General features: G+C 44.3%; 18 protein-coding genes. 12 read left to right on the forward strand and 6 right to left on the reverse strand.

Going from position 1 to position 21814, the window contains the following annotated elements; genetic code table 11:
- Positions 1-5: 5 nt before the first annotated feature.
- The 10 genes from MR764_RS15945 to MR764_RS15990 all read left to right on the forward strand — a co-directional run bounded on the left by MR764_RS15945 (position 6) and on the right by MR764_RS15990 (position 12793).
- On the forward strand, positions 6-1424 hold the full coding sequence (locus MR764_RS15945) for a DUF5009 domain-containing protein (RefSeq protein ID WP_247980441.1): 1419 nt from the start codon (positions 6-8) through the stop codon (positions 1422-1424).
- Positions 1425-1476: 52 nt separating this feature from the next.
- The gene (locus tag MR764_RS15950; protein WP_247980442.1) at positions 1477-2970 is read left to right on the forward strand and encodes a Gfo/Idh/MocA family oxidoreductase; all 1494 of its coding nucleotides are present in this window, start codon (positions 1477-1479) and stop codon (positions 2968-2970) included.
- Between the two features lie 90 nt (positions 2971-3060).
- Positions 3061-3918 (forward strand): sugar phosphate isomerase/epimerase family protein, encoded by an 858-nt coding sequence (locus MR764_RS15955; RefSeq protein ID WP_247980443.1) that lies wholly within the window; start codon positions 3061-3063, stop codon positions 3916-3918.
- Between the two features lie 92 nt (positions 3919-4010).
- Positions 4011-5843, forward strand: coding sequence for a sodium:solute symporter family protein (locus tag MR764_RS15960; RefSeq protein ID WP_247980444.1), 1833 nt, complete (start codon positions 4011-4013; stop codon positions 5841-5843).
- Complete coding sequence (locus MR764_RS15965; RefSeq protein ID WP_247980445.1) at positions 5830-6543, forward strand: GDSL-type esterase/lipase family protein; 714 nt, start codon at positions 5830-5832, stop codon at positions 6541-6543. Before MR764_RS15960 ends, MR764_RS15965 begins: the two co-directional genes overlap by 14 nt.
- A gap of 35 nt (positions 6544-6578) precedes the next feature.
- Positions 6579-7517, forward strand: a complete 939-nt coding sequence (locus MR764_RS15970; RefSeq protein ID WP_247980446.1) for a DUF4434 domain-containing protein — start codon at positions 6579-6581, stop codon at positions 7515-7517.
- 1 nt (position 7518) lies between these two features.
- On the forward strand, positions 7519-8697 hold the full coding sequence (locus MR764_RS15975) for an AGE family epimerase/isomerase (protein WP_247980447.1): 1179 nt from the start codon (positions 7519-7521) through the stop codon (positions 8695-8697).
- Positions 8698-8715: 18 nt separating this feature from the next.
- Complete coding sequence (locus MR764_RS15980) at positions 8716-10629, forward strand: FAD-dependent oxidoreductase (RefSeq protein ID WP_247980448.1); 1914 nt, start codon at positions 8716-8718, stop codon at positions 10627-10629.
- Between the two features lie 111 nt (positions 10630-10740).
- A complete protein-coding gene (locus tag MR764_RS15985; RefSeq protein ID WP_247980449.1) occupies positions 10741-11868 on the forward strand; it encodes an SGNH/GDSL hydrolase family protein in 1128 nt (375 codons plus the stop codon).
- 121 nt (positions 11869-11989) lie between these two features.
- On the forward strand, positions 11990-12793 hold the full coding sequence (locus tag MR764_RS15990) for a DUF4886 domain-containing protein (protein ID WP_247980450.1): 804 nt from the start codon (positions 11990-11992) through the stop codon (positions 12791-12793).
- A 75-nt stretch (positions 12794-12868) separates the two neighbouring features.
- On the opposite strand, the gene MR764_RS15995 is transcribed toward MR764_RS15990, so the two are convergent.
- The 5 genes from MR764_RS15995 to gcvT form a co-directional block, all read right to left on the reverse strand.
- Complete coding sequence (locus MR764_RS15995) at positions 12869-14119, reverse strand: DUF1015 family protein (RefSeq protein ID WP_247980451.1); 1251 nt, start codon at positions 14117-14119, stop codon at positions 12869-12871.
- Positions 14120-14244: 125 nt separating this feature from the next.
- Positions 14245-15165 carry an NAD(P)-dependent oxidoreductase gene (locus MR764_RS16000; protein ID WP_247980452.1) on the reverse strand — a complete coding sequence of 307 codons (921 nt, stop codon included), beginning with the start codon at positions 15163-15165 and terminating at the stop codon, positions 14245-14247.
- Positions 15166-15254: 89 nt separating this feature from the next.
- A complete protein-coding gene (gene serC / locus MR764_RS16005) occupies positions 15255-16319 on the reverse strand; it encodes a 3-phosphoserine/phosphohydroxythreonine transaminase (RefSeq protein WP_247980453.1) in 1065 nt (354 codons plus the stop codon).
- A 472-nt stretch (positions 16320-16791) separates the two neighbouring features.
- Positions 16792-16938 carry a hypothetical protein gene (locus MR764_RS16010; protein ID WP_247980454.1) on the reverse strand — a complete coding sequence of 49 codons (147 nt, stop codon included), beginning with the start codon at positions 16936-16938 and terminating at the stop codon, positions 16792-16794.
- 289 nt (positions 16939-17227) lie between these two features.
- Positions 17228-18313, reverse strand: coding sequence for a glycine cleavage system aminomethyltransferase GcvT (gene gcvT, locus MR764_RS16015; protein ID WP_247980455.1), 1086 nt, complete (start codon positions 18311-18313; stop codon positions 17228-17230).
- A 126-nt stretch (positions 18314-18439) separates the two neighbouring features.
- Here gcvT and MR764_RS16020 point away from each other — a divergent pair, with 126 nt between their 5' ends.
- The gene (locus tag MR764_RS16020) at positions 18440-18793 is read left to right on the forward strand and encodes an Hpt domain-containing protein (RefSeq protein WP_247980456.1); all 354 of its coding nucleotides are present in this window, start codon (positions 18440-18442) and stop codon (positions 18791-18793) included.
- A gap of 10 nt (positions 18794-18803) precedes the next feature.
- Positions 18804-19091: a PQ-loop repeat-containing protein gene (locus tag MR764_RS16025; protein ID WP_247980457.1), complete on the forward strand. Its 288-nt coding sequence runs from the start codon at positions 18804-18806 to the stop codon at positions 19089-19091.
- Positions 19092-19096: 5 nt separating this feature from the next.
- Here the strand turns inward: MR764_RS16025 and clpB are convergent, their stop codons facing one another.
- Positions 19097-21685 carry an ATP-dependent chaperone ClpB gene (gene clpB / locus MR764_RS16030; protein ID WP_247980458.1) on the reverse strand — a complete coding sequence of 863 codons (2589 nt, stop codon included), beginning with the start codon at positions 21683-21685 and terminating at the stop codon, positions 19097-19099.
- Positions 21686-21814 lie beyond the last annotated feature (129 nt).

Consider the following 21814-nt stretch of genomic DNA (forward strand, 5'->3'; position numbering starts at 1 on the left):
GAAGGATGAAAAGAGCCGTTTCACTCGACGTTTTACGTGGCCTTTCCATTTTTGGGATGATCCTATCGGGCACCATTCCCTTTGGAAGTACTTTGCCCGCCTGGATGTACCACGCACAATGTCCTCCGCCAACCCATGCTTTTAATCCGGGAATCCCTGGAATTTCCTGGGTCGATTTGGTTTTGCCCGTTTTCATATTTTGTATGGGGGCCGCCATTCCGTTGGCTTTGAGGAAAAAGCTGGAAAGAGGACAAACGATACCCGCGCTCACGAAACAAATTGCCGCGCGCTTTGCTACGCTGGTACTTTTTGCCATTTATATCGCGCATATTATGCCACATACCATTGGCAAAGGCTTCTGGAACGTCAATTTGTTTGGCACAACCGTTGCTGGCTACGACCTGCAGCTGTTTACCTTTTTAGGATTTTTACTGATGTTCCCCATGTTTGCGACCATTCGCGACAGCAAAAAGAAAATCATTATCCGCACCATCGGATGGGGAGGTGCTGTGATTTTACTCCTTGCCCTTCGATTTATCTATGGCCAGGAAATTTCGTTGTACCGCAGCAACATTATTATCCTGCTTTTAGCCAATGTTTACCTTTGGGGTGCGCTGGGCTGGCTGATTACACGAAAAAGCATGACGGCCAAACTGGCGTTATTCATGTTTTGGGCCGCCATCCAGCTCTTAAGTAAATACACCGGCTTTGGAAATACAAGTGATGTTCTTACTCATGTTTCCTGGCTTTTTAAACTTCGGATGACGTTTTACCTGATTCTGCTGATTCCTTCAACAATAGTGGGCGAATGGATTGCCGAACGTTTAAATGCATCGGAGAGTTTTACCCAACAGGTTGGTGCAACCCAATGGAAACACGGCTTGTTTATTTTGGCGTTTCTTGTACCGGTTTGGCTGACTATTTCATTGTTTTCGCGTTGGATGATTGCGGCGTACACCATAACACCAATTTTACTGGGCCTGATGTACTGGATCGCTTCGAATCACATCCCAAAATATAAAAAAGAAATTGCACTGTCGGCTTACCTGATTCTGATGGGATTAATTCTGGAACCGGTTGAAGGCGGCATTCGAAAAGACTATGTAACCGCTTCGTACCTGCTGATTACCGGAGGAATTGCCACTTGTTTGCTACTGTTTCTGGAATACCTTATATCGTATTTTGAACAATCCAAATTTGTGAAAATTTTTGAAGGAGCCGGAAGCAATCCGCTCATGGCCTACGTCATGTCAACCTGGTTTGCCTTTCCATTGCTCAACATCAGTTTCTTAATCGGGATTTACAACTTTTTCAATACCGAAGGATATCCGTGGATTGGCGTATTACGCGCAACTTGTCTGGTCATATCCATTATGATGCTGGTTAACTGGATCGTGAAAAAGAAAATCGTTTGGAGGGTGTGATTCCCGGCAAAAAAGAAGGCCGCGGTATAAATAAAAAATTAAAACTAAAGATATGAACAGAAGAGATTTTGTGAGAAATGCAGGGATGGGCGTAACGGCTTTTTCGATCGTCCCGAGCACCGTTTTCGGGAAAACGTTTGGATACACCTCGCCGAGCGACAAATTGAATATTGCCGGTGTTGGAATCGGAGGTATGGGTCGAAACAACTTACGAAACATGAGCGCCGAAAACATTGTTGCACTCTGTGATGTAGATTGGAGCTATGCCGGAAAAACATTCAACGATTATCCAAAGGCGGAAAAATTCAAAGACTGGCGTGAAATGCTCGACAAAATGGGTAACTCCATCGATGCGGTAATGGTGGCAACACCCGACCATTCGCACGCAGCAGTTACTGCTCACGCAATTACGCTTGGGAAACATGTGTATACCCAAAAGCCCCTCACCCACTCGGTTTACGAATCTCGACTATTAACGGCTCTGGCAAAAAAATACGGCGTAGTTACGCAAATGGGAAACCAGGGAAATTCATACGGGGATATTCGCCGGGTATGCGAATGGATTTGGTCGGGCGCCATTGGCGAAGTTACCGAAGTACACGCCTGGACCGACCGGCCAATTTGGGCGCAAGGCCTCCAGCGTCCGACAGATACAATGAAGGTTCCTAAAACGCTCGACTGGGACCTTTTTCTCGGACCGGCAAAATACCGTCCTTATCATTCAGCTTACACGCCCTGGAACTGGCGCGGATGGTGGGATTTTGGAACCGGAGCTCTTGGCGATATGGCCTGCCACGTTCTTGATCCAGTATTTTGGGCGCTGAATTTAAAATACCCAAGCAAGGTAGAAGCTTCATCAACATTGGTAAATATCGACAGCCCGCCACATGCCGAAATTGTAAAATACACCTTCCCGGCGCGTAAAAATATGCCCGATGTGGGAATGCCTGAGGTGGAAGTTACCTGGTACGACGGTGGTTTGTTACCCAACCGCCCGATCGAACTTTCCGATGGCGCTATTTTAGGAAAAGATAGCGGTGGTGGCTTGCTGTTTGTGGGAACCAAAGGTAAAATTATGACCAGTTACTACGGTATGCAGCCCACCTTGCTACCCGAAACAAAAATGAAAGACTTTGTGGAACCTCAACCTGTATTGCGACGTATTCCGGGATCAGAATCCGGGCCATGGTCGGGTGCACACGAAAGAGACTGGATACGTGCCTGCAAGGAACCTGCCGGTAGCCGGATTGAACCGGGTGCTAATTTCGAATATGCGGGTCCGTTTAACGAAATGGTGGTAATGGGAGTTCTTGCGGTACGACTTCAGAGCCTGAACCGTATTTTGGAATGGGATGGAGAAAAAATGCAATTCACCAACATTTCAGAAACCGATAAGATTCAGGTTGTTACAAAAGATAATTTTGAAGTTATCGACGGAGATCCTAAATTCAACAGGGAAATAACCGATATGAATGCAAAAGAAATGGCTAACGAATGGATCAACCACACCTACCGCGAGGGATGGGAACTTCCGAAAATGCCATAAGACAATACAATTGAGGAGGGTGCAAACTCTCCTCTTCCTCGACTAAATCATGATGGCGAACATCCTGAAAACTAAAAATCAACATAAAAAATGAAACAACAAATATTCTTTAAATCAGCTCTTTTACTGACAGCAGCAATATTGTCATTTACCGCTTTTGCGAAAAAAGATAAAGCTGAAAAAGCAGGTTGGCAACTGGGTGTGCAGAGCTACACTTTTCACAAATTCAACTTTTGCCAGGCCGTTGACAAAACACAGCAACTGGGCTTAAAAAACATGGAAGTGTATTATGGCCAGCCTTTGGGCGGCGATATGGAGGGAACCATGGACTACAAAATGGACAAAGCCACACAGGAGAAAGTGTTGAACTATGCCAAATCGAAAGGTGTAAAAATTAAAGCCAGCGGCGTAATTATTTGCAGCAATGAAGCCGAGTGGGAACAGCTGTTTCAGTTTGCCGATGCCATGGGCATTGAAATTATTACCTGCGAACCCGAATACAAACACCTGAAATATGTGGATGAACTGGCCAACAAGTACAAAATTGATGTGGCCATCCACAACCACCCCAAACCATCGAATTACTGGAATCCGGACTTATTTCTTAAAGCAGTTGACGGATTGAGCAATCGTATCGGAGCCTGTGCCGATGTGGGCCACTGGGCCAGAATGGGTCTCGACCCGGTTGAATGTTTAAAAAAGATAGACGGGCGAGTAAAATCCCTTCATTTTAAAGACATTAAAGCCAAAGAAGAAGGCGAAGCTGAACAGCACGATGTGATATGGGGAACCGGAATATTAGATATTAAAGGAATGTTGAACGAACTGAAGGCACAAAATTTCAAAGGCTTGTTCTCGATTGAATACGAGTACGCCTGGGAGAATTCGGTGCCCGACATCGAAAAAAACATCTCGTATTTTAAAACGGTCACCAACGAGGTTTTATAGCAGAGAAATTTCCGTCTTTATGCCGGTTTAGAAAAAGAACAACGCAGTGTATCAAAAAACAAATTATTGAATTACACAGAAAATAGAAACACATGAGTTTTGACATTATCGATACATCGATCATATTAGGGTATATCCTCTTAAGTATTTTTATTGGCTTCTGGATATCGAAAAAAGCCAGTAAAAGTCTTCAGAATTACTTTCTCGGGGGCAACAAATTAAAATGGTACTTTTTGGGGCTTTCCAACGGATCCGGCATGTTTGACATTTCCGGCACGACCTGGACCGTTACCATCTTTTTTGTATATGGACTGAAAAGCGTCTGGATTCCATGGCTGTGGCCGGTTTGGAACCAGATCTTTATTATGATCTTTATGGCCATCTGGCTCCGAAGATCCAATGTAATGACAGGCGCTGAATGGATCACCACCCGTTTTGGCGATAAGGAAGGCGGAAAACTTTCGCACATTATCGTCATCGTTTTTGCCATCATCAGCGCCATCGGTTTTATCGCCTATTTCTTTGTAGGAATCGGAAAATTTGCCGTTACCATTTTCCCCTGGGATTTATCGTTTAACCTTGGCTCCGTTCAATTTCTTTCGGAATATGTATACGCCACCATATTGCTGGCACTAACAACAATCTACGTAATCAAAGGCGGAATGTACAGCGTTGTGGCCACCGAAGTCATGCAGTTTTTTGTTATGACAATCGCTTGTATCGCAGTAGCCTGGTTTGCTATGAACAAAGTGTCAGCAGAACAAATTAATGCGGCAGTGCCGGCCGGCTGGACCGACATTATGCCAAGTTGGAAAACAGGACTCGACTGGTCAGGGATTTTTGACCAGGTAAATGAAAAAATCACCCAGGATGGTTTTGGGATGCTGGGTGCATTGGTGATGATGATGTTTTTCAAAGGCATTTTCTCGAGCCTCGCCGGGCCGGTACCCGGATATGATATGCAACGGGTACTTTCAACACAAACACCACGCGATGCCGCTAAAATGAGCGGTCTTACTTCGCTGGTGCTTTACCCGCCCCGCTATCTCATGGTTGCCGGGCTCGGAATACTTGGCCTTGTTTTGGTTGCCCCAATGTTAAAAGCAGGAGGAGGTGAAATCGATTTCGAAAAAATACTTCCCTACGTGATCAATAACCTGCTTCCGGTAGGTTTAAAAGGAATAATATTGGCGGGATTACTGGCTGCTTTTATGTCGACGTTCTCGGCTTTTGTTAATGCGGCTCCGGCATACATTGTCAACGACTTGTACAAAAAATACATTAATCCGAACGCCTCCAACAAAAAATACATCCAGATCAGCTACATGGCTTCCATCGGCATTGTGATTGTAGGAATTATTTTCGGATTCTTCTCGGCATCCATCAACTCACTCACACTATGGATAACCTCTTCACTATATGGAGGTTACGTTGCATCAAACGTATTAAAATGGGTTTGGTGGCGGTTTAACGGTTACGGATATTTCTGGGGCATGCTGGCAGGTTTGCTCGCGTCGACCCTGAAATTCCTGTTTTTCCCTCATACTCCCGATATATACCTGTTCCCGCTTATTTTCGTGATGGCTTCCGCAGGTAGTTTCCTTGGATGTTTCCTTTCGAAACCGGTAGATGACGATACGCTGATTGAATTCTATAAAAACGTACGCCCCTGGGGTTGGTGGGGTCCGATACACAAAAAAGCCCTGAAAAAATACCCGAACCTGACCAAAAACAAAGACCTCGCACGCGACAGCTTTAATGTTCTGGTAGGTATTGTATGGCAAATGACCCTGATTGTGGCACCTATTTACCTGGTGATCAGACATTATAACGGACTGATTATTTCTGTAATACTGTTCGCAGTAACTTCAGTGATATTAAAATACAACTGGCTGGATAAGATTAAAGATTATGAAGAAATTTAAGACCCATAGAATTACTTTCCTGTTGTTCACGGCAACAATCCTTACAACACTATCATTCTCTAAAACAACAGGAGCACAAAATACGCTTCCCTACGATACCACATACACTTTTGCTCATTACAAAGTGAAGCGGGCTTTTTATGAAGGACTGCCCAACGGTAAAAACGAAATTGTATTCCTCGGAAACAGCATTACCGAAAACGGCGATTGGAACGAACTTTTCAAAAACAAACATATCGTTAACCGGGGAATTGGCGGCGATGTTTGTTTCGGTCTGTTGAACCGGATCGATGAAGTACTTGACTCAAAACCGAAAAGCATTTTTCTGATGATCGGGATCAACGACATTGGACGAAGCGTGCCGGTAGATATTATTGCCGAAAAAATAAGGGAAATAATACAGGTGATCAAAAAGAAATCGCCTGATACAAAACTGTATCTGCAGAGTGTACTTCCAATCAACGAACAGGTTATCTGGTACGATTACATGAAAAACAAATCGAAAAGAATCGTGCAACTAAACGAAAAATTAAAACCAATCGCCAAAGAAGAGCGTATTCCCTTTCTCGACTTGTACTCGAAATTTGCAGACAAAAACGGACAACTCCTTCCCGAATATACAGCCGACGGTATTCATCTAAGTGCTGCAGGCTACCTGAAATGGAAAAAAGTATTTCAGGAAGAGGGAATTAAATTATAGAATAGCAAAACAGACATAAAGATACTTTGAAGAAAATGAAAATTAAAGGTACTTTCTTAGACGAAATTAGTCACGACATCCCGCATCAAAACTGGGGAAAGAAAGAATGGGACCAGGATTTTGCCTACATGAAACAAGTAGGTATAAACACGGTTGTTTTAATACGGAGTGGCTACAGGAAATGGCTGACCTATCCATCCGAAATTTTGCTGGAAAGAGAGCAAGCATACCGACCGCCGGTTGACCTTGTAAAGATGTTTCTGGAATTGAGCGAAAAACACCAAATGGATTTCTATTTTGGCTTGTACGATTCCGGAAAATATTGGGAGAAGGGAGATTTTCAGCAAGAACTCGAACTCAATAAACTGGTCATCGACGAAGTTTGGTCGAAATACGGAACAATGAGCGCATTTAAAGGCTGGTACATTTCGCAGGAATGTAGCCGAAAAACCGGCGACATCATCAGCATGTACCGCGGCCTGGGCGAACATTGCAAAGCCGTTTCAGGTAACCTGACCACGCTTATCTCGCCTTACATCGACGGAATAAAAAACATCAGTCAGTATACAAAGGAAACCAGCCGTGAATCGGGTGTCAGTCTGAAAAAACACGAAGAAGACTGGGACGAAATTTTTGAAGGCATAAAAGATGCGGTTGATATCGTTGCTTTTCAAGACGGGCACATTGACTTTAGTGAGCTCGATGATTTTCTGCGTATCAACAAGCAACTGGCCGACAAACACGGTATCCGCAGCTGGACGAATTCCGAAACGTTCGACCGCGACATGCCCATTAAATTCCTTCCGATAAAGTGGGAAAAACTATTGATGAAACTTCAGGCGGCAGAGCGCGCAGGCATGGAACAGGCCATCACTTTTGAGTTTTCACACTTTATGAGTCCGCAATCGGCCTATTTGCAAGCCGGACATTTATACAATCGTTACAAGGAATACATAGATGAATTAAAAGGATAAGATGAAAACTTTCGACTTTAAAAAATTAGCAGAACAATATAAAGCCGAACTACTCGAAAATGTAGTTCCGTTTTGGTTGAATAAATCACAAGACCTGGAGCACGGGGGATATTTCACCTGTTTGACACGCGACGGAGAAGTTTTTGACACCGATAAATTTATCTGGCTTCAGGGCCGCGAAGTATGGTTATTTTCGATGCTGTACAACCAGGTGGAACAAAAGCAGGAATGGCTCGATGCAGCTATTCAGGGCGCCGAATTCCTGAAAAAATACGGCCACGACGGAAACCTGAACTGGTACTTTTCGCTTACCCGCGAAGGCAAACCGCTGATTGAACCCTACAACATTTTCTCGTACACCTTTGCCACCATGGCTTTTGGCCAGCTGAGCAAAGCCACCGGCAACCAGGAATATGCCGACATTGCCCTGAAAACTTTCGATCTAATTTTATCGAAAACCGATAATCCGAAAGGCCACTGGAACAAAGCCTATCCCGGAACACGCAACCTGAAAAACTTTGCCTTGCCCATGATTCTGTGCAACCTGGCACTTGAGATTGAGCACCTTTTAGATGAAGAATTTCTGAAACAAACCATGGAAACCTGTATTCATGAGGTGATGGATGTGTTCTATCGCCCGGAACTGGGTTTGGTGGTTGAAAATTTACATGCCGACGGCAGTTTATCTGACACTTTCGATGGTCGTCTTTTAAATCCTGGACATGCCATCGAAGCCATGTGGTTTATTATGGATTTGGGAGTACGTCTGAACCGTCCGGAGCTGGTTACCCAAGCCAACGATATTGCTATTAAAATGGTAGAGTACGGCTGGGACAAAGAGCACGGCGGTATTTTCTATTTTATGGACCGTTTGGGACACCCGACACAACAGTTGGAATGGGATCAAAAACTATGGTGGGTACACATCGAAACACTCATTACCATGCTGAAAGGCTACCAGCTTACCGGTTCAGAAAAAAGTTTGGAATGGTTTCAGCGCATTCACGACTATTCGTGGTCGCATTTTAAAGACCAGGAACACCCCGAGTGGTTTGGTTACCTGAATCGCCAGGGCGAAGTTCTGCTTCCGTTAAAAGGTGGAAAATGGAAAGGGTGCTTCCACGTTCCGCGGGGTATGTACCAGTGCTGGAAAACACTCGAAGCAATAGCTGAAAAATAATAACCGAAAACTTTAGACATGTTCAGAATAAAAATATTCACGGCTTTACTCGTTCTGGCCGGGCTTTTTTCGTGCCAACCGGGCCACGACCGTTCAAAAGAAACACAAACCGATGTACTGATTATTGGCGGAGGCGCAAGCGGTACAATGGCAGGTATTCAGGCGGCCCGTCAGGGCGTATCGGTACTAATAGCTGAAGAAACAACCTGGCTGGGTGGCATGCTCACCTCGGCAGGGGTAAGTGCGATTGATGGAAATTACCGCCTTCCTTCGGGATTGTGGGAAGAATTCCGCCAGGCCTTGTATCGTCACTACGGTGGCCCCGAAGGTGTTAAAACCGGTTGGGTGAGCAATGTACTGTTCGAACCCCAGGTGGCTGAAAAAATCCTGACTGAATTTACAGAAAAAGAAAAGAACCTCACCGTTAAGCGGGAAACATATCTTGCGGATATCAGGAAAACCAGCAACGGGTGGACCGCCATTTTGGTACAGCATGGCGACTCCACACAGGTCAATGCAAAAGTGGTTATCGATGCCACCGAACTGGGCGATGTAGCCAAACTGGTGGGCATTCCCTACGACATTGGCATGGATTCGCGCTACGATACCGGTGAAGACATTGCTCCTGAAAAAGCCAACAACATCATCCAGGATTTAACCTACGTAGCGATTCTGAAAAAATACGATAACGAGGAAGAGGCGGCTATACCGCTTCCTGAAGGATATAATCCGGAACCATTTTACTGCACCTGCGCAGGAAAATGCGAAGGCGATGTATTGGGACGCAAGCTTTGGGATTGTGATTTTATGATGAAATACGGCAAACTTCCGAACGATTATTACATGATCAACTGGCCGATTTCGGGCAACGACTATTACGTAAACGGAATTGAGATGAGTCGTGAGGAACGCGAAAAAGCCTATGAAAAAGCGAAGAATTTCACCTTGCAATACGTGTATTACCTTCAGAATGAACTGGGCTTTAAAAATCTGGGAATCGCCAACGATGTATATCCTACAGCCGACAACCTGCCGTTTTTCCCCTATCATCGCGAGTCGCGTCGAATAAAAGGTGTGGTTCGTTTTACGGTAAACGACCTGGCTCGTCCTTTTGAACAAAAAACGGCTCTGTACCGCACCGGTATTGCCGTGGGCGATTATCCGGTCGATCATCACCACCAGGCTTACCACGATGCACAATCGTTGCCGGAATTGCACTTCTACCCGGTTCCCTCCTATTCGCTGCCTTTGGGCACACTTATTCCAAAAGGAACAGCCGATTTTATCGTTTCCGAAAAATCCTTGTCGGTAACCAACATTGTAAACGGAACCACCCGTCTTCAGCCGGTTTGTATCCTCAACGGTCAGGCTGCAGGAGCATTGGCTGCGCTTTCAGTAAAAAATAAAGTGACACCCGAAAAGGTTGCTGTTCGCGAAGTTCAACAGGCCTTGCTGCAGGCAAACGCAATGTTAATGCCGTATTCCGATGTGCCCAAAACCCACCCCGCCTACGAAGCTTTGCAACGTATTGGCGCTACCGGCTTACTGCACGGCGAAGGCAAAAACATCGGCTGGGAAAACCATACGCTTATGAGCCCCGACAGTTTGCTGATACCTCAGGCTGTTAAAGAAGGCTTGACGGACTGGCTGCCGGTTTCGGAGGTACAGCTCAGTGGCGAAACGGTAAGTCTACAGGAAGCTTTGGAACTGATTCGTCAGCTCGGAGCGAAATACAAACAGGATTGCGGCAAACAAAGTCTGAATAACCTGGAACAGAAAAGCAGGAAGCTGCTGGCACAAAAATCGATGGACGAACGGCAATTGGCGGAAACCATAACCCGTGCTGAATATGCTGTTCTGCTTGACGAATTGCTTAACCCGTTTGCGTTTCGTCAAGTAGCCCATGATGGAAGCTTTACTGCCCAAAAGTAAACGACTTTATAAAATATATTTTCTTATTTTGCTTCATTGATACGGATAGATTCCGCATCAATGAAGCAATTCATTTAGGCTCAGAATATCTACCAACAAAACCAGATAAACATGAAGCAATTATATTTTTTCATTGCCCTTCTTCTTTTTTGCGGAAGCACTTTTGCACAAAAAACATGGCAACACATTCCGGCCGGCAATCCCGCATTTACGTTTTCAGGGCGCTTCGATTTTTCAAATCCCGAAGCTGTGCGTTACGATTGGTCGGGCTCGGCCATCCGCTTTCAGTTTACCGGCAAAAATCTTCAGTTGCTGTTACATGGAGGCGACCGTAATTATTTCAATGTATTTATCGACGGGCAGCTGCACGAAGTTCTGCATGCCCCCAAAGACAGTACTTACACGATTAAAGAGCTGAAAAGCAAAGGCCCGCATAAACTGATTCTGCAAAAACGTACCGAGGGTGAAATGGGAACCACTTTTTTCAAGGGGATCAAAATTGAAGAACAAGCCTCGATAATGCCTTATCCGGTGGAAGAAACACGAAAAATAGAATTCATCGGAAATTCGATAACCTGTGGTTATGGCACTGAAGGAGCCTCGCCCACCGAGCGTTTTTCACCTGAAACCGAAAATGTGAACAAGTCGTACGCATTTATTTCGTCTCGGGCGCTGAATGCCGAATGCCGGGTGGTTGCGCATTCGGGCTTGGGCGTAGTACGCAATTATGGCGACAAAGAAAAAGTTTCGCGCCAACGGGCTGCTTTGCCACAGCGCTTCAATCAAACACTCGATATGGATTCAACTGTGCTGTGGAATTTTTCCACCTGGACACCCGATGCAGTGGTCATTAACCTGGGAACCAACGACTACTCAACACAGCCCCACCCCGACAAAGTGGTATTTCAGCGCCGCTACGAACAATTTATTCGCGAGATCCGTGGTGTTTACGGCAATGTGCCGATTTTCTGTGTGAGTGGACCGATGCTGAATGAACCCGCCTATTCGATAGTAAAGGAAATGGTGGAAACAAACCGCACACTTTATAACGACATGAATCTTTATTTTGTTGGCATTCCCGATTATTTGCTGAACAGAACCAGCGATTTGGGCTCCGACTGGCACCCTTCGTACAAAGGACAATGCAAAATGGCAGGGCACCTGGTTCCGGTAATTGGCACCGTACTCGACTGGAACTACTCGCTGCAGGAAATTGAAGAGGTGAGCAACCGGAAGTAGTTTATTTCATCATTGATACAAAACCGCCGCATGGATCAATAATTCCGCAATAAATCAATAATTTTAGAACCATTATTAACCTAAAACCGGCTACTTGTCAGCCTTAAAAATTATTCCCGTTATGATGAGACAGATAAAATCGCTAGTCCTGCTTATCTTTTTCAGCGCTTTTGCATTTTCCGTAAAACCTTCTCTGGCGCTGACAATAAACAACAAAAGTGTATCGGATACTTTAAAAGTTTTAACCATCGGCAATAGCTTTGCCGACAATGCCTGTCACTTTCTGAGTGAAATCACCCAATCGGTGGAAGGATGCAACATACTGATTCAAAAAGCAAACCTGGGAGGATGCTCGCTTGACAGACACGCCGGACTGATTGAAAAAAGCGAACAAGACCCATCAACCAAACCTTACAATGGAAAGTCGCTGAAAGAATTACTGCAAAGCAACAACTGGGACGTGGTTACGATCCAACAGGTTAGCGGAAATAGTTTCAGGAAAGAAACCTATCAACCATACGCTGACAAGATTGTGGACTATGTAAAAAAATATGCTCCGCATTCCCGGGTTTACATTCACCAAACATGGCCCTACGCACCGGATTGCAAACGGCTGGAGGAATACGATATTTCTTTTAAGGAAATGTATAAAAAGTTGAATAAAAACTACAAAACACTTGCAAAAAGGTACGATGCAACGAGACTGGAGTCTGGAGATGCTTTTTATCTGGCGCATAAAAAGAACGGAGATGTTGATCTTTGGAGCCCAAGCGACCGATACCATGCCAGCCCAAACGGCTGTTACCTGGCCGGTTGTGTTTGGTTTAGCCAATTGTTTGGCGTCAGTCCCGAGAAAATAACTTTTGTACCCAAAGATATGCCGGCTGAAACCGCTCAGTTCCTGAGAAAGATAGCCTCGAAGTAATTCAATAATCCAACATAAAAAAGTCCCGGTTTGTCAGTTGACGGACCGGGACTTTTTCTTTATATCAGAACTTAATTAATCCAATTTATGAATCACCAAACCTGATCTTAGTTTTGGCTCGAACCAGGTAGTTTTGGGCGGCATAATGTTTCCGCTGTCGGCAATATTGATCAACTGCTGCATTGAAACCGGATACAAAGCAAAAGCGGCTTTCATTTCACCTGAATCAACCCGGCGTTTCAATTCGCCCAGTCCACGAATTCCGCCTACAAAATCGATACGTTTTGAAGTACGCAGGTCCTTTATATCCAGGATCGGACTGAGCACCTGATTCGAAAGAATGGTAACGTCGAGAATACCGATCGGATCCGTATCATCATACGTACCTTCTTTGGCGGTGAGTTTGTACCAGTTTCCTGAAAGATACAGGCTGAACTCGTGCAAACCTGCGGGTTTATAAATCTCAGGCCCCATGTTCTCCACATTAAAACCTTCGGAAAGTGCTGCCAGAAAATCGATATCGGATAAACCATTCAGGTCGGTAACCAAGCGGTTGTAATCAATAATCTGCAACTGATTGTCGGGGAAATGAACCGCCATAAAAAAGTTGTATTCCTCGTCGCCGCTGTGATTTGGATTCTGATCCGTTTTTTCCATTCCGATACGAGCTGCTGCCGCTGTGCGGTGGTGTCCGTCGGCAACATAAGTAAACGGCACTTTTTCTGCAAAAAGCTGCTCCAGTTTTTGATTTATTTCAGCGTCGTCAATGGTCCAAAAATGATGTCCGAAACCGTCTTCAGCAGTAAAATCGTATACCGGTTTTTGTTCAGCTACAATCTTTTCCACGATCGCGTCGATCTCGGGAACGGCTTTATAGGCAAAGAAAACCGGTTCGATGTTGGCATTCAGGTAACGGGTCAGCACCATGCGGTCTTCTTCCTTTTCAGGACGGGTCAGCTCATGCTTTTTAATGATTCCGTTTTCGTAATCGGCACAGGCAGCGCCTCCCACAATACCGTATTGCGTTACGCCGTTCATGGTTTGTGCATAAATGTAGTATTTAGCCTCTTCATCCTGAACCAGCCAGCTTTTCTCCTGAAACGCATTGTAGTTGTCGACCGCTTTGTTGTAAACGGTGTCGGAGTGAATATCGTCCACGCCCGGACATTCGATTTCGGCCTTGGTGATGCGCAACAGCGACTTTTCTTTACCTTCTGCCATTTGTGCAGCTTCTTCCGAATTCATTACATCGTAAGGAAGACAAGCCAATTCTTCAACAATACTTTGAGGGGGACGAAGCCCTTTAAATGGTTTAATAATTGCCATGATAATTTATGTTTCTTCAGTAAGACGGGCAAAAATAATCTATTTACAAACAGAAATCATTGTTATACTGATTATTTGAAAGTATTTAACGCAAGAATGAATTTCCTGCACACCCGGCTCCGGTTTTATTTATTCACCTGATATGTTTTATCTCCTTTTTCAAAAAACGCGACAATCTGCTCGGCAGCGGCAACTCCGGCATTCAGATTAGCTTCGGCAGTTTGGGCTCCCGCTTTCTTAGGAGTAAAGAAATAACGCCCCTTGAATTTTTCTTCAAATGTTACAGCACAATCAGGAGTTATATCCGACATGTATTTAATACCCGGCTTCTCTTCCATAATTTTTACCAGGTCGTCCTCATTCACCACCTCTTTTCGGGCTGTATTCACAATAACACTTCCGTCTTTTAAGTGCTGCATTACCTCGTAACTCACCGATTTAAGATGTTCGCCTCGCGCAGGGACATGAATGGATACCACATCGCTCTTCTCGTAGAGTTCTTCCAGCGAATGGGTAACTTTTAAACCAATGGCGGCAGCAGCAGTTTTACTGTACCGCGTATAAACAATCACTTCCATACCCAAAGCCCGGGCGATGCGAAATACGTTACGCGCCACAAAACCAAAACCGTGCAAGCCCAATGTGCGGCCTCTCATTTCTCCGCCGGGTTTCCCGGAGAACATCTCGCGGAGTCCCAGGATCGCCAAACCAATCGCAAGTTCGGCTACTGCATTAGCATTTTGCCCGGGCGTATTCATCACCACCTGGTTGTTTTCGGTAGCGGCCTGCAAATCCACATTGTCGTATCCGGCGCCTGCACGGACTACAATTTTCAGGTTTTTACCTGCTTCAAGCACTTCCCTGTCGAAAACATCGCTGCGAATAATGGCAGCATCGACGTCAGAAACGGCTTCCAGCAAATCCTGCTTGTCCGTATATTTCTCCAGTAATTTTACTCCGTAACCGGCTGTTTTCAGAATATCAGTGATCTGCTGCACTGCAACCGGCGCAAATGGTTTGGTAGTAGCAATTAATACTTTAGTCATAACTCATAAAATTTAGGTTCGCGACAGCAACTTGAAAGCTGTCTGTAAAAGAAATGCAGGATGTTGATCCTGCATTCCCTTTTATTTTATCAATGCATTTTTTCAAATTCCTGCATCGTGTCAACCAGTGCCTGAACACTGTCGACCGGCATCGCATTGTAAATCGACGCCCTGAAACCGCCCACCGAACGGTGCCCTTTCAGTCCGATCATTCCACGGGAAACTGCAAAATCGTTGAATTCTTTTTCCAGTTCAACAAACTCAGGAGTCATTACAAAAGTTACATTCATCAGCGAACGGTCTTCCTTGACAGCGGTTGCCTGGAACAATTTATTACGGTCGATTTCATCGTAAAGTAAAGCAGCTTTTTCGATGTTTACTTTCTCGATGGCTTCAACACCGCCCTGCTCTTTTAACCAGCGCAACGTCTGCAAACAGGCGAACACAGGCAAAGTAGAAGGAGTATTAAACATCGATTCGTTTTGAATATGGATACGGTAATCCAACATGGTTGGAATCGGGCGGTCTACTTTACCCAGCGCTTCATCTTTTACAATCACCAGCGTAGCGCCTGATGGTCCAAGGTTTTTCTGGGCTCCGGCATAAATAAGATCGTGTTTGGCCACATCAACCGGGCGAGAGAAAATATCTGACGACATATCAGCGATCAACGGTATATTTACTTCCGGAGCATCTACTTTTGTTCCGAAAATAGTGTTGTTGCTGGTGTAGTGCAGGTAACTTGCATCGGCCGGTGTATCAAACTGTTTTGGAACATAATTGAAATTGGCATCACCTGAAGAAGCAACTTCTACTACTTCACCAAAAAATTTGGCTTCTTTCATCGCCTTTTTCGACCACACACCGGTGTTCAGATAAGCAGCTTTTGCCCCCATCAGATTGTAAGGAGCCATCAAAAACTGGAGACTGGCGCCGCCTTGTAAGAAAAGCACCGAGTAACCTTCCGGAACTTTTAACAGTTCTTTTACCAGCGCTACCGCTTCGTCCATTACGGCTACAAATTCCTTGCTGCGATGTGAAACCTCCATTACCGAAAGTCCTGTTCCGGCAAAGTTAACTACCGCTTCGGCAGTTTTTTCTTTTGTAAATTCCGGCAGAATAGAAGGTCCTGCATAAAAATTGTGCTTCTTCATAAATACAATCAATTAAGGTGAATAATTCATTTCCTCACTGTTAAAACACCCATTCTCCAAAGTTCATGAATCACAGAAATTTTTCAGATGAGAAAAATCAAGTTTCTTTTTATTTTTATGAGTTTTAAAACATTGATATACAACACAGATAAGGCTGACGAATGTCATTTTCGCTGTCGTTATCCATTTAACTTTTTCGCTTTCAGCCATTTATTTATACAAAAATATCGGATTCTGATCAAGAAAGCAGAAATGCCCGCCGATAAATATTTTTTTTCATTTAATTTAAAAAGAATTTAAAGTGCGGAGATCTCCCACTCCAATAGATTAAACATAATTTACCAATTTCTGTAAAATCTGCTGCTGACCTTTCTTGCCTCCTCAAGCAATCATCCGGATTGCAAAAACAATATACTTTAAACGATAATTGGGTTATCGGATTCTGGGGATTCTGCAATTCAATTGCAAGCATTTACTTTTCTTTCTCTTCAAAAACTTTCTTAAGATTAACAGCTTCATTTTTCATCGCTCTCTTTTCTTTCTTCTCAGCCCTCTTCTCTTTCGCACTCTTCTTGGGAGATTTTTTCACATTCTTCAATATTTCATGAAATTTAGACATGGCTTTTAATTTTAAAATGAACGACTTACACTCCTTATCTCTCCTGTAAAATTACGCCAAAAACCCCTACCCTTCAGTATCCCTGTTCAAGATTTTTTCAATTTGCGCTACGTAACAAAATACCCAATTCGTCTAAACTCAGGGTGCTACAAATCCATTCTTAACATGAAAACTGAATTCCACACCGCAAAAAAAATTCTCAACCGAAAAGAAAAGTAACTTCAAGTGGAAGGACACAAAAAAAGCCGCTATAAAAAGCGGCTTACTGTATTCGATTTGTTCTTATTGATTAGATAAAAGGCAACTTGACAATTTCTGCCGGGATATTTTTATTCCGGATCTTTACAAAAACTTCGGTTCCAAATGCCGAATATTCTTTTGCAACGTAGCCCATTCCGATACCTTTATTGAGCACCGGCGACATTGTTCCTGAAGTTACTTCACCAATCACCTCTCCCTCGGCGTTTACCAGCTCGTAACCGTGACGCGGGATTCCGCGGTCGGTCAGTACGAAACCTCTTAAACGGCGTGAAACTCCTTCGGTCTTTTGCATGGTCAGCAAATCGCGGTCGATAAACTGGCGTCCGTTATTAAATTTAGTGATCCAACCCAAACCGGCTTCGATAGGCGAAGTTGTATCGTCAATATCATTCCCGTAGAGGCAGTACCCCATTTCTAGACGCAATGTATCGCGCGCTCCCAGTCCGATGGGTTTAATTCCGAATTCCTCACCGGCTTCAAAAATGGCGTTCCATACCTGCTCGGCCACTTCGTTTCTGAAGTAAAGCTCAAAACCACCTGCTCCGGTATATCCGGTTGCTGAAATAATTACATCTTCAACACCGGCAATTTTACCGGTAACAAAAGTGTAAAAACGAATATCCGACAAATTAATATCGGTGAGTTTCTGCAGCGTTGCCGTTGCTTTGGGTCCCTGAATGGCCAGTTGACTGATATTATCCGAAGCGTTTTCAATTTCAGCACCAATGTTTTTATTTTGCTGAACCACCCAATTCCAGTCTTTCTCAATATTTGCAGCATTTACAACCAGCATGTATTTTTCAGGCTCGTAAAAATACACCAGCAAATCGTCGACAATACCACCTTTCCCATTGGGGAAGCAACTGTACTGTGCCTGTCCGGGTGTTAAAACGCGTGGATCGTTAGATGTTATGTAAGCAATCAGGTCGAGCGCCTTTGGGCCTTTTACCCAAAATTCACCCATATGCGAAACATCAAATACACCGACTGCTTCACGCACGGTCATGTGTTCGTCTTTAATACCACTGTACTCGATGGGCATTTCGTAACCGGCAAACTCTACCAATTTTGCACCAACGCTCTTGTGTATCTTATTAAATGCTGTTGTTTTCATTCTGTTTTTATTCGTATCGATATAAAGCGCAAAACTATGAATTCAAAGCATATACTACCATGAAATTTATCATTCAATCTCTTCGAATTCTGTCAATATTTTGCAAATTTGCAGTAAATAAACACAATGAACCAACATTTTCAACACATTAACACCAGCAGAATTGAAGAATTAGCTGCAGGAGATACCGAATTTTATATTGAAATCATCGATATTTTCCTGAATCAAATTCCTGATTTTATTGATAAAATGACAACTGCCCTTGAAGAAAAAAACTGGCAATTACTGGCACGTGAGGCACATACTGCAAAATCGTCGGCTTTGACCTTTGGCATGGAAGATACCGGCGTTCGTTTGAAACAGGTTCAGTTACTGGCCGAAGCAAATGAACTTGACACCCTTCCGGAGTTGGTTAAAAAAGCCATTTCCGACCTGGAGGCTGCTATTCCGGAACTTCACGAATTAAAAAACTCGCTATAACTTTTCTTGCATGATCAATGAAACCATTGGCTGGATCGGTAATATTTTGTTTGCCATCTGTGGATTTCCGCAGGTGGTAAAAACCTTCCGAAGTAAAAGTGTAAAAGACCTCAGCGCTATGTTTCTTTGGATGTGGTTTTTGGGTGAAATTCTGACCTTTATCTACATTGTTTTGGGAGATTGGGAAACAGGCATTGCCCATTTCCCACTCTATTTCAACTACATGGTAAACACTATCATGGCTGCGTACCTGATTTTTGCCAAATATTATTATCCCAAAAAATATCCGGCAAACTGACGCTTTTAGTTTTTGAACGCCAACTGACCGTTTTCGGCATCCACCACAATCGGTTTTTCCTTTTCTACCTGGCCGCCAAGAATCCGTTTCGACAGTTCGTTCAATACAAATTTCTGCAAAACACGTTTAACGGGCCGTGCACCAAAGTGCGGATCGTAACCTACGTTCGACAAGAGATCGATCGCGGCATCGGTAATCTCAATTTTCAAATCAACGCCCGACAAACGTTTCACCACCTGTTTAAACTGAAGTTTTACAATTTCATGAATATCAGCTTTTGACAAGGGTGTAAACACAATCGTTTCATCGATACGGTTCAAAAACTCGGGCCGAATGGTTTTGCGTAACAATTCCATCAACTGGTTCTGAGTTCGTTCCAGAACTTCTTCCTGATTGGCAGCACTCATTTTTTCATAATTTTCCTGAATAATATGAGACCCCAGGTTGGAAGTCATTATAATGATCGTATTCTTGAAATTCACTGTGCGTCCTTTGTTGTCCGTCAAACGCCCGTCGTCGAGCACCTGCAGCAACACATTAAAAACATCGGGATGCGCTTTTTCTATCTCATCGAAAAGAACCACCGAATAAGGTTTATGCCGCACCGCTTCGGTAAGTTGTCCGCCTTCGTCGTAACCAACATACCCGGGAGGCGAACCAATTAAACGCGTTACCGAGAATTTTTCCTGGTATTCCGACATGTCGATACGCGTCATCATATTCTCGTCGTTAAACAGGTACTCTGCCAGGGCCCGCGCCAACTCAGTTTTCCCAACACCTGTGGTTCCCAGGAAAATAAACGAACCAATCGGGCGTTTTTCGTCCTGCAGACCTGCACGGCTGCGTCGAACAGCATCCGAAATGGCAGTAATTGCTTCGTGCTGCCCCACTACCCGTTTGTGCAATTCTTCTTCCATGTGAAGCAGTTTCTCGCGTTCGCTTTGCAACATTTTTGACACCGGGATTCCGGTCCAACGAGCTACAACTTCAGCGATATCTTCGCTATCTACTTCCTCTTTAATCAGACTTTCGCCTTTTTTCATTTCGTTGAATTCTGCCTGCAATTTCTCGATCGCAGTCTCAGCTTCCTTCACCTTACCGTAACGCAATTCGGCCACTCGCCCGTAATCGCCCTGACGTTCGGCCTGCTCGGCTTCAAACTTATAGGTTTCAATCTCTTCTTTCTTTTGCTGAATGGCTTCAACTACCGATTTTTCTGATTGCCATTTGGCTCTCAATCTCGATTGTTCTTCCTTCAGATTCGAAATTTCCTCGTTTAAACCCTCCAGTTTTTTCTTATCGTTTTCACGCTTGATGGCTTCCCTCTCAATTTCGAGCTGTTTTACCCGGCGTTCAATTTCATCCAGTTCTTCGGGAACCGAATCCATTTCCAACCGCAGTTTCGCAGCGGCTTCGTCCATCAGGTCGATGGCTTTATCCGGCAAAAAACGGTCAGAAATATAGCGCTGCGACAACTCCACCGAAGCTATAATCGCATCGTCTTTGATCCTCACCTTGTGGTGATTTTCATACTTCTCCTTGATTCCCCGGAGTATGGAAATGGCGCTAAGGGTGTCTGGCTCGTCCACATGAACAATCTGGAAACGACGCTCCAAGGCTTTGTCTTTCTCAAAGTATTTCTGATACTCGCTTAGGGTCGTCGCGCCGATTGCCCGCAATTCACCTCTGGCCAATGCAGGCTTCAAAATATTGGCAGCATCCATGGCTCCCTCACTCTTCCCGGCACCTACCAGGGTGTGAATTTCATCGATAAACAGAATCACCTCATCGTTCGACTGAACCACCTCGTTTACAACAGCTTTTAATCGTTCTTCGAATTCACCTTTGTATTTTGCCCCGGCAATCAAAGCCCCCATATCCAGCGAATACACCTGTTTCGATTTGAGGTTTTCAGGAACATCGCCCCGCACAATCCGGTGCGCCAATCCTTCGGCGATGGCGGTTTTTCCGGTTCCGGGTTCACCCAAAAGAATAGGATTGTTTTTTGTGCGCCGCGAAAGAATCTGCAGAATTCTTCGAATCTCATCATCCCGCCCAATTACGGGATCTAGTTTCCCGGAACGGGCTCTTTCGTTCAAATTAATGGCAAACCGGTTCAGCGAGTTAAACTTGTCTTCCGCGGTCTGGCTATCCACTTTCGATCCTTTCCGTAATTCTTCGATCGCTAGTTTTAAGTCTTTCGCGGTAATTCCAGTGTCCTTCATCAGGCTGCTCACCGCATCTTTAACTTCAAGCAATCCCAGCAAAATATGCTCTACCGAAACATATTGGTCGCCCATTTCCTGCGCCAGTCCCAATGCTTTTTGCAAGGCCTGGTTAGCGCCCGGAGAAAGATATTGTTCGCCTCCTGAAACTTTTGGGTACGATTCAACGATTTTATTTAATGCCTGCTGAAAAATCCCGGTGTTTACTCCCAGTTTTTTCAACAGAAACTCAGTCACATTTTCAGCCGAATGCAACAGTCCCCGCATCAGGTGGCCGGTTTCAATGGCTTGTTGATTATTCCCCTGTGCAATTTGGAATGCCTGCTGGATGGCTTCCTGTGATTTTATGGTAAAATTATTCAAATTCATGGCAGTATTGCTTATAAAATTAACTTCACCCAACCTGCAAAACACAAGCCATAAACATCTGAGAGACAGAATGTCGGGCTAAGAATTAAAAACTGGAAAAAATTTCAGAAAAAATGAGAATCGGGAAGA

Origin of the sequence: Maribellus sp. YY47 (genome assembly GCF_023111095.1) — a bacterium.
Lineage (GTDB): Bacteria > Bacteroidota > Bacteroidia > Bacteroidales > Prolixibacteraceae > Draconibacterium.

Bases quoted from the DNA above. Each gene is read 5' to 3' on its own strand.
- MR764_RS15990 (WP_247980450.1), top strand. From the start codon at position 11,990: ATGATGAGACAGATAAAATCGCTAGTCCTGCTTATCTTTTTCAGCGCT.
- MR764_RS15945 (WP_247980441.1), top strand. From the start codon at position 6: ATGAAAAGAGCCGTTTCACTCGACGTTTTACGTGGCCTTTCCATTTTT.
- MR764_RS16010 (WP_247980454.1), bottom strand. From the start codon at position 16,938: ATGTCTAAATTTCATGAAATATTGAAGAATGTGAAAAAATCTCCCAAG.
- gcvT (WP_247980455.1), bottom strand. From the start codon at position 18,313: ATGAAAACAACAGCATTTAATAAGATACACAAGAGCGTTGGTGCAAAA.
- clpB (WP_247980458.1), bottom strand. From the start codon at position 21,685: ATGAATTTGAATAATTTTACCATAAAATCACAGGAAGCCATCCAGCAG.
- MR764_RS15970 (WP_247980446.1), top strand. From the start codon at position 6,579: ATGAAAATTAAAGGTACTTTCTTAGACGAAATTAGTCACGACATCCCG.
- MR764_RS15965 (WP_247980445.1), top strand. From the start codon at position 5,830: ATGAAGAAATTTAAGACCCATAGAATTACTTTCCTGTTGTTCACGGCA.
- MR764_RS15995 (WP_247980451.1), bottom strand. From the start codon at position 14,119: ATGGCAATTATTAAACCATTTAAAGGGCTTCGTCCCCCTCAAAGTATT.
- MR764_RS15985 (WP_247980449.1), top strand. From the start codon at position 10,741: ATGAAGCAATTATATTTTTTCATTGCCCTTCTTCTTTTTTGCGGAAGC.
- MR764_RS16000 (WP_247980452.1), bottom strand. From the start codon at position 15,165: ATGACTAAAGTATTAATTGCTACTACCAAACCATTTGCGCCGGTTGCA.
- MR764_RS15980 (WP_247980448.1), top strand. From the start codon at position 8,716: ATGTTCAGAATAAAAATATTCACGGCTTTACTCGTTCTGGCCGGGCTT.
- serC (WP_247980453.1), bottom strand. From the start codon at position 16,319: ATGAAGAAGCACAATTTTTATGCAGGACCTTCTATTCTGCCGGAATTT.
- MR764_RS16020 (WP_247980456.1), top strand. From the start codon at position 18,440: ATGAACCAACATTTTCAACACATTAACACCAGCAGAATTGAAGAATTA.
- MR764_RS15960 (WP_247980444.1), top strand. From the start codon at position 4,011: ATGAGTTTTGACATTATCGATACATCGATCATATTAGGGTATATCCTC.
- MR764_RS15975 (WP_247980447.1), top strand. From the start codon at position 7,519: ATGAAAACTTTCGACTTTAAAAAATTAGCAGAACAATATAAAGCCGAA.
- MR764_RS16025 (WP_247980457.1), top strand. From the start codon at position 18,804: ATGATCAATGAAACCATTGGCTGGATCGGTAATATTTTGTTTGCCATC.
- MR764_RS15950 (WP_247980442.1), top strand. From the start codon at position 1,477: ATGAACAGAAGAGATTTTGTGAGAAATGCAGGGATGGGCGTAACGGCT.
- MR764_RS15955 (WP_247980443.1), top strand. From the start codon at position 3,061: ATGAAACAACAAATATTCTTTAAATCAGCTCTTTTACTGACAGCAGCA.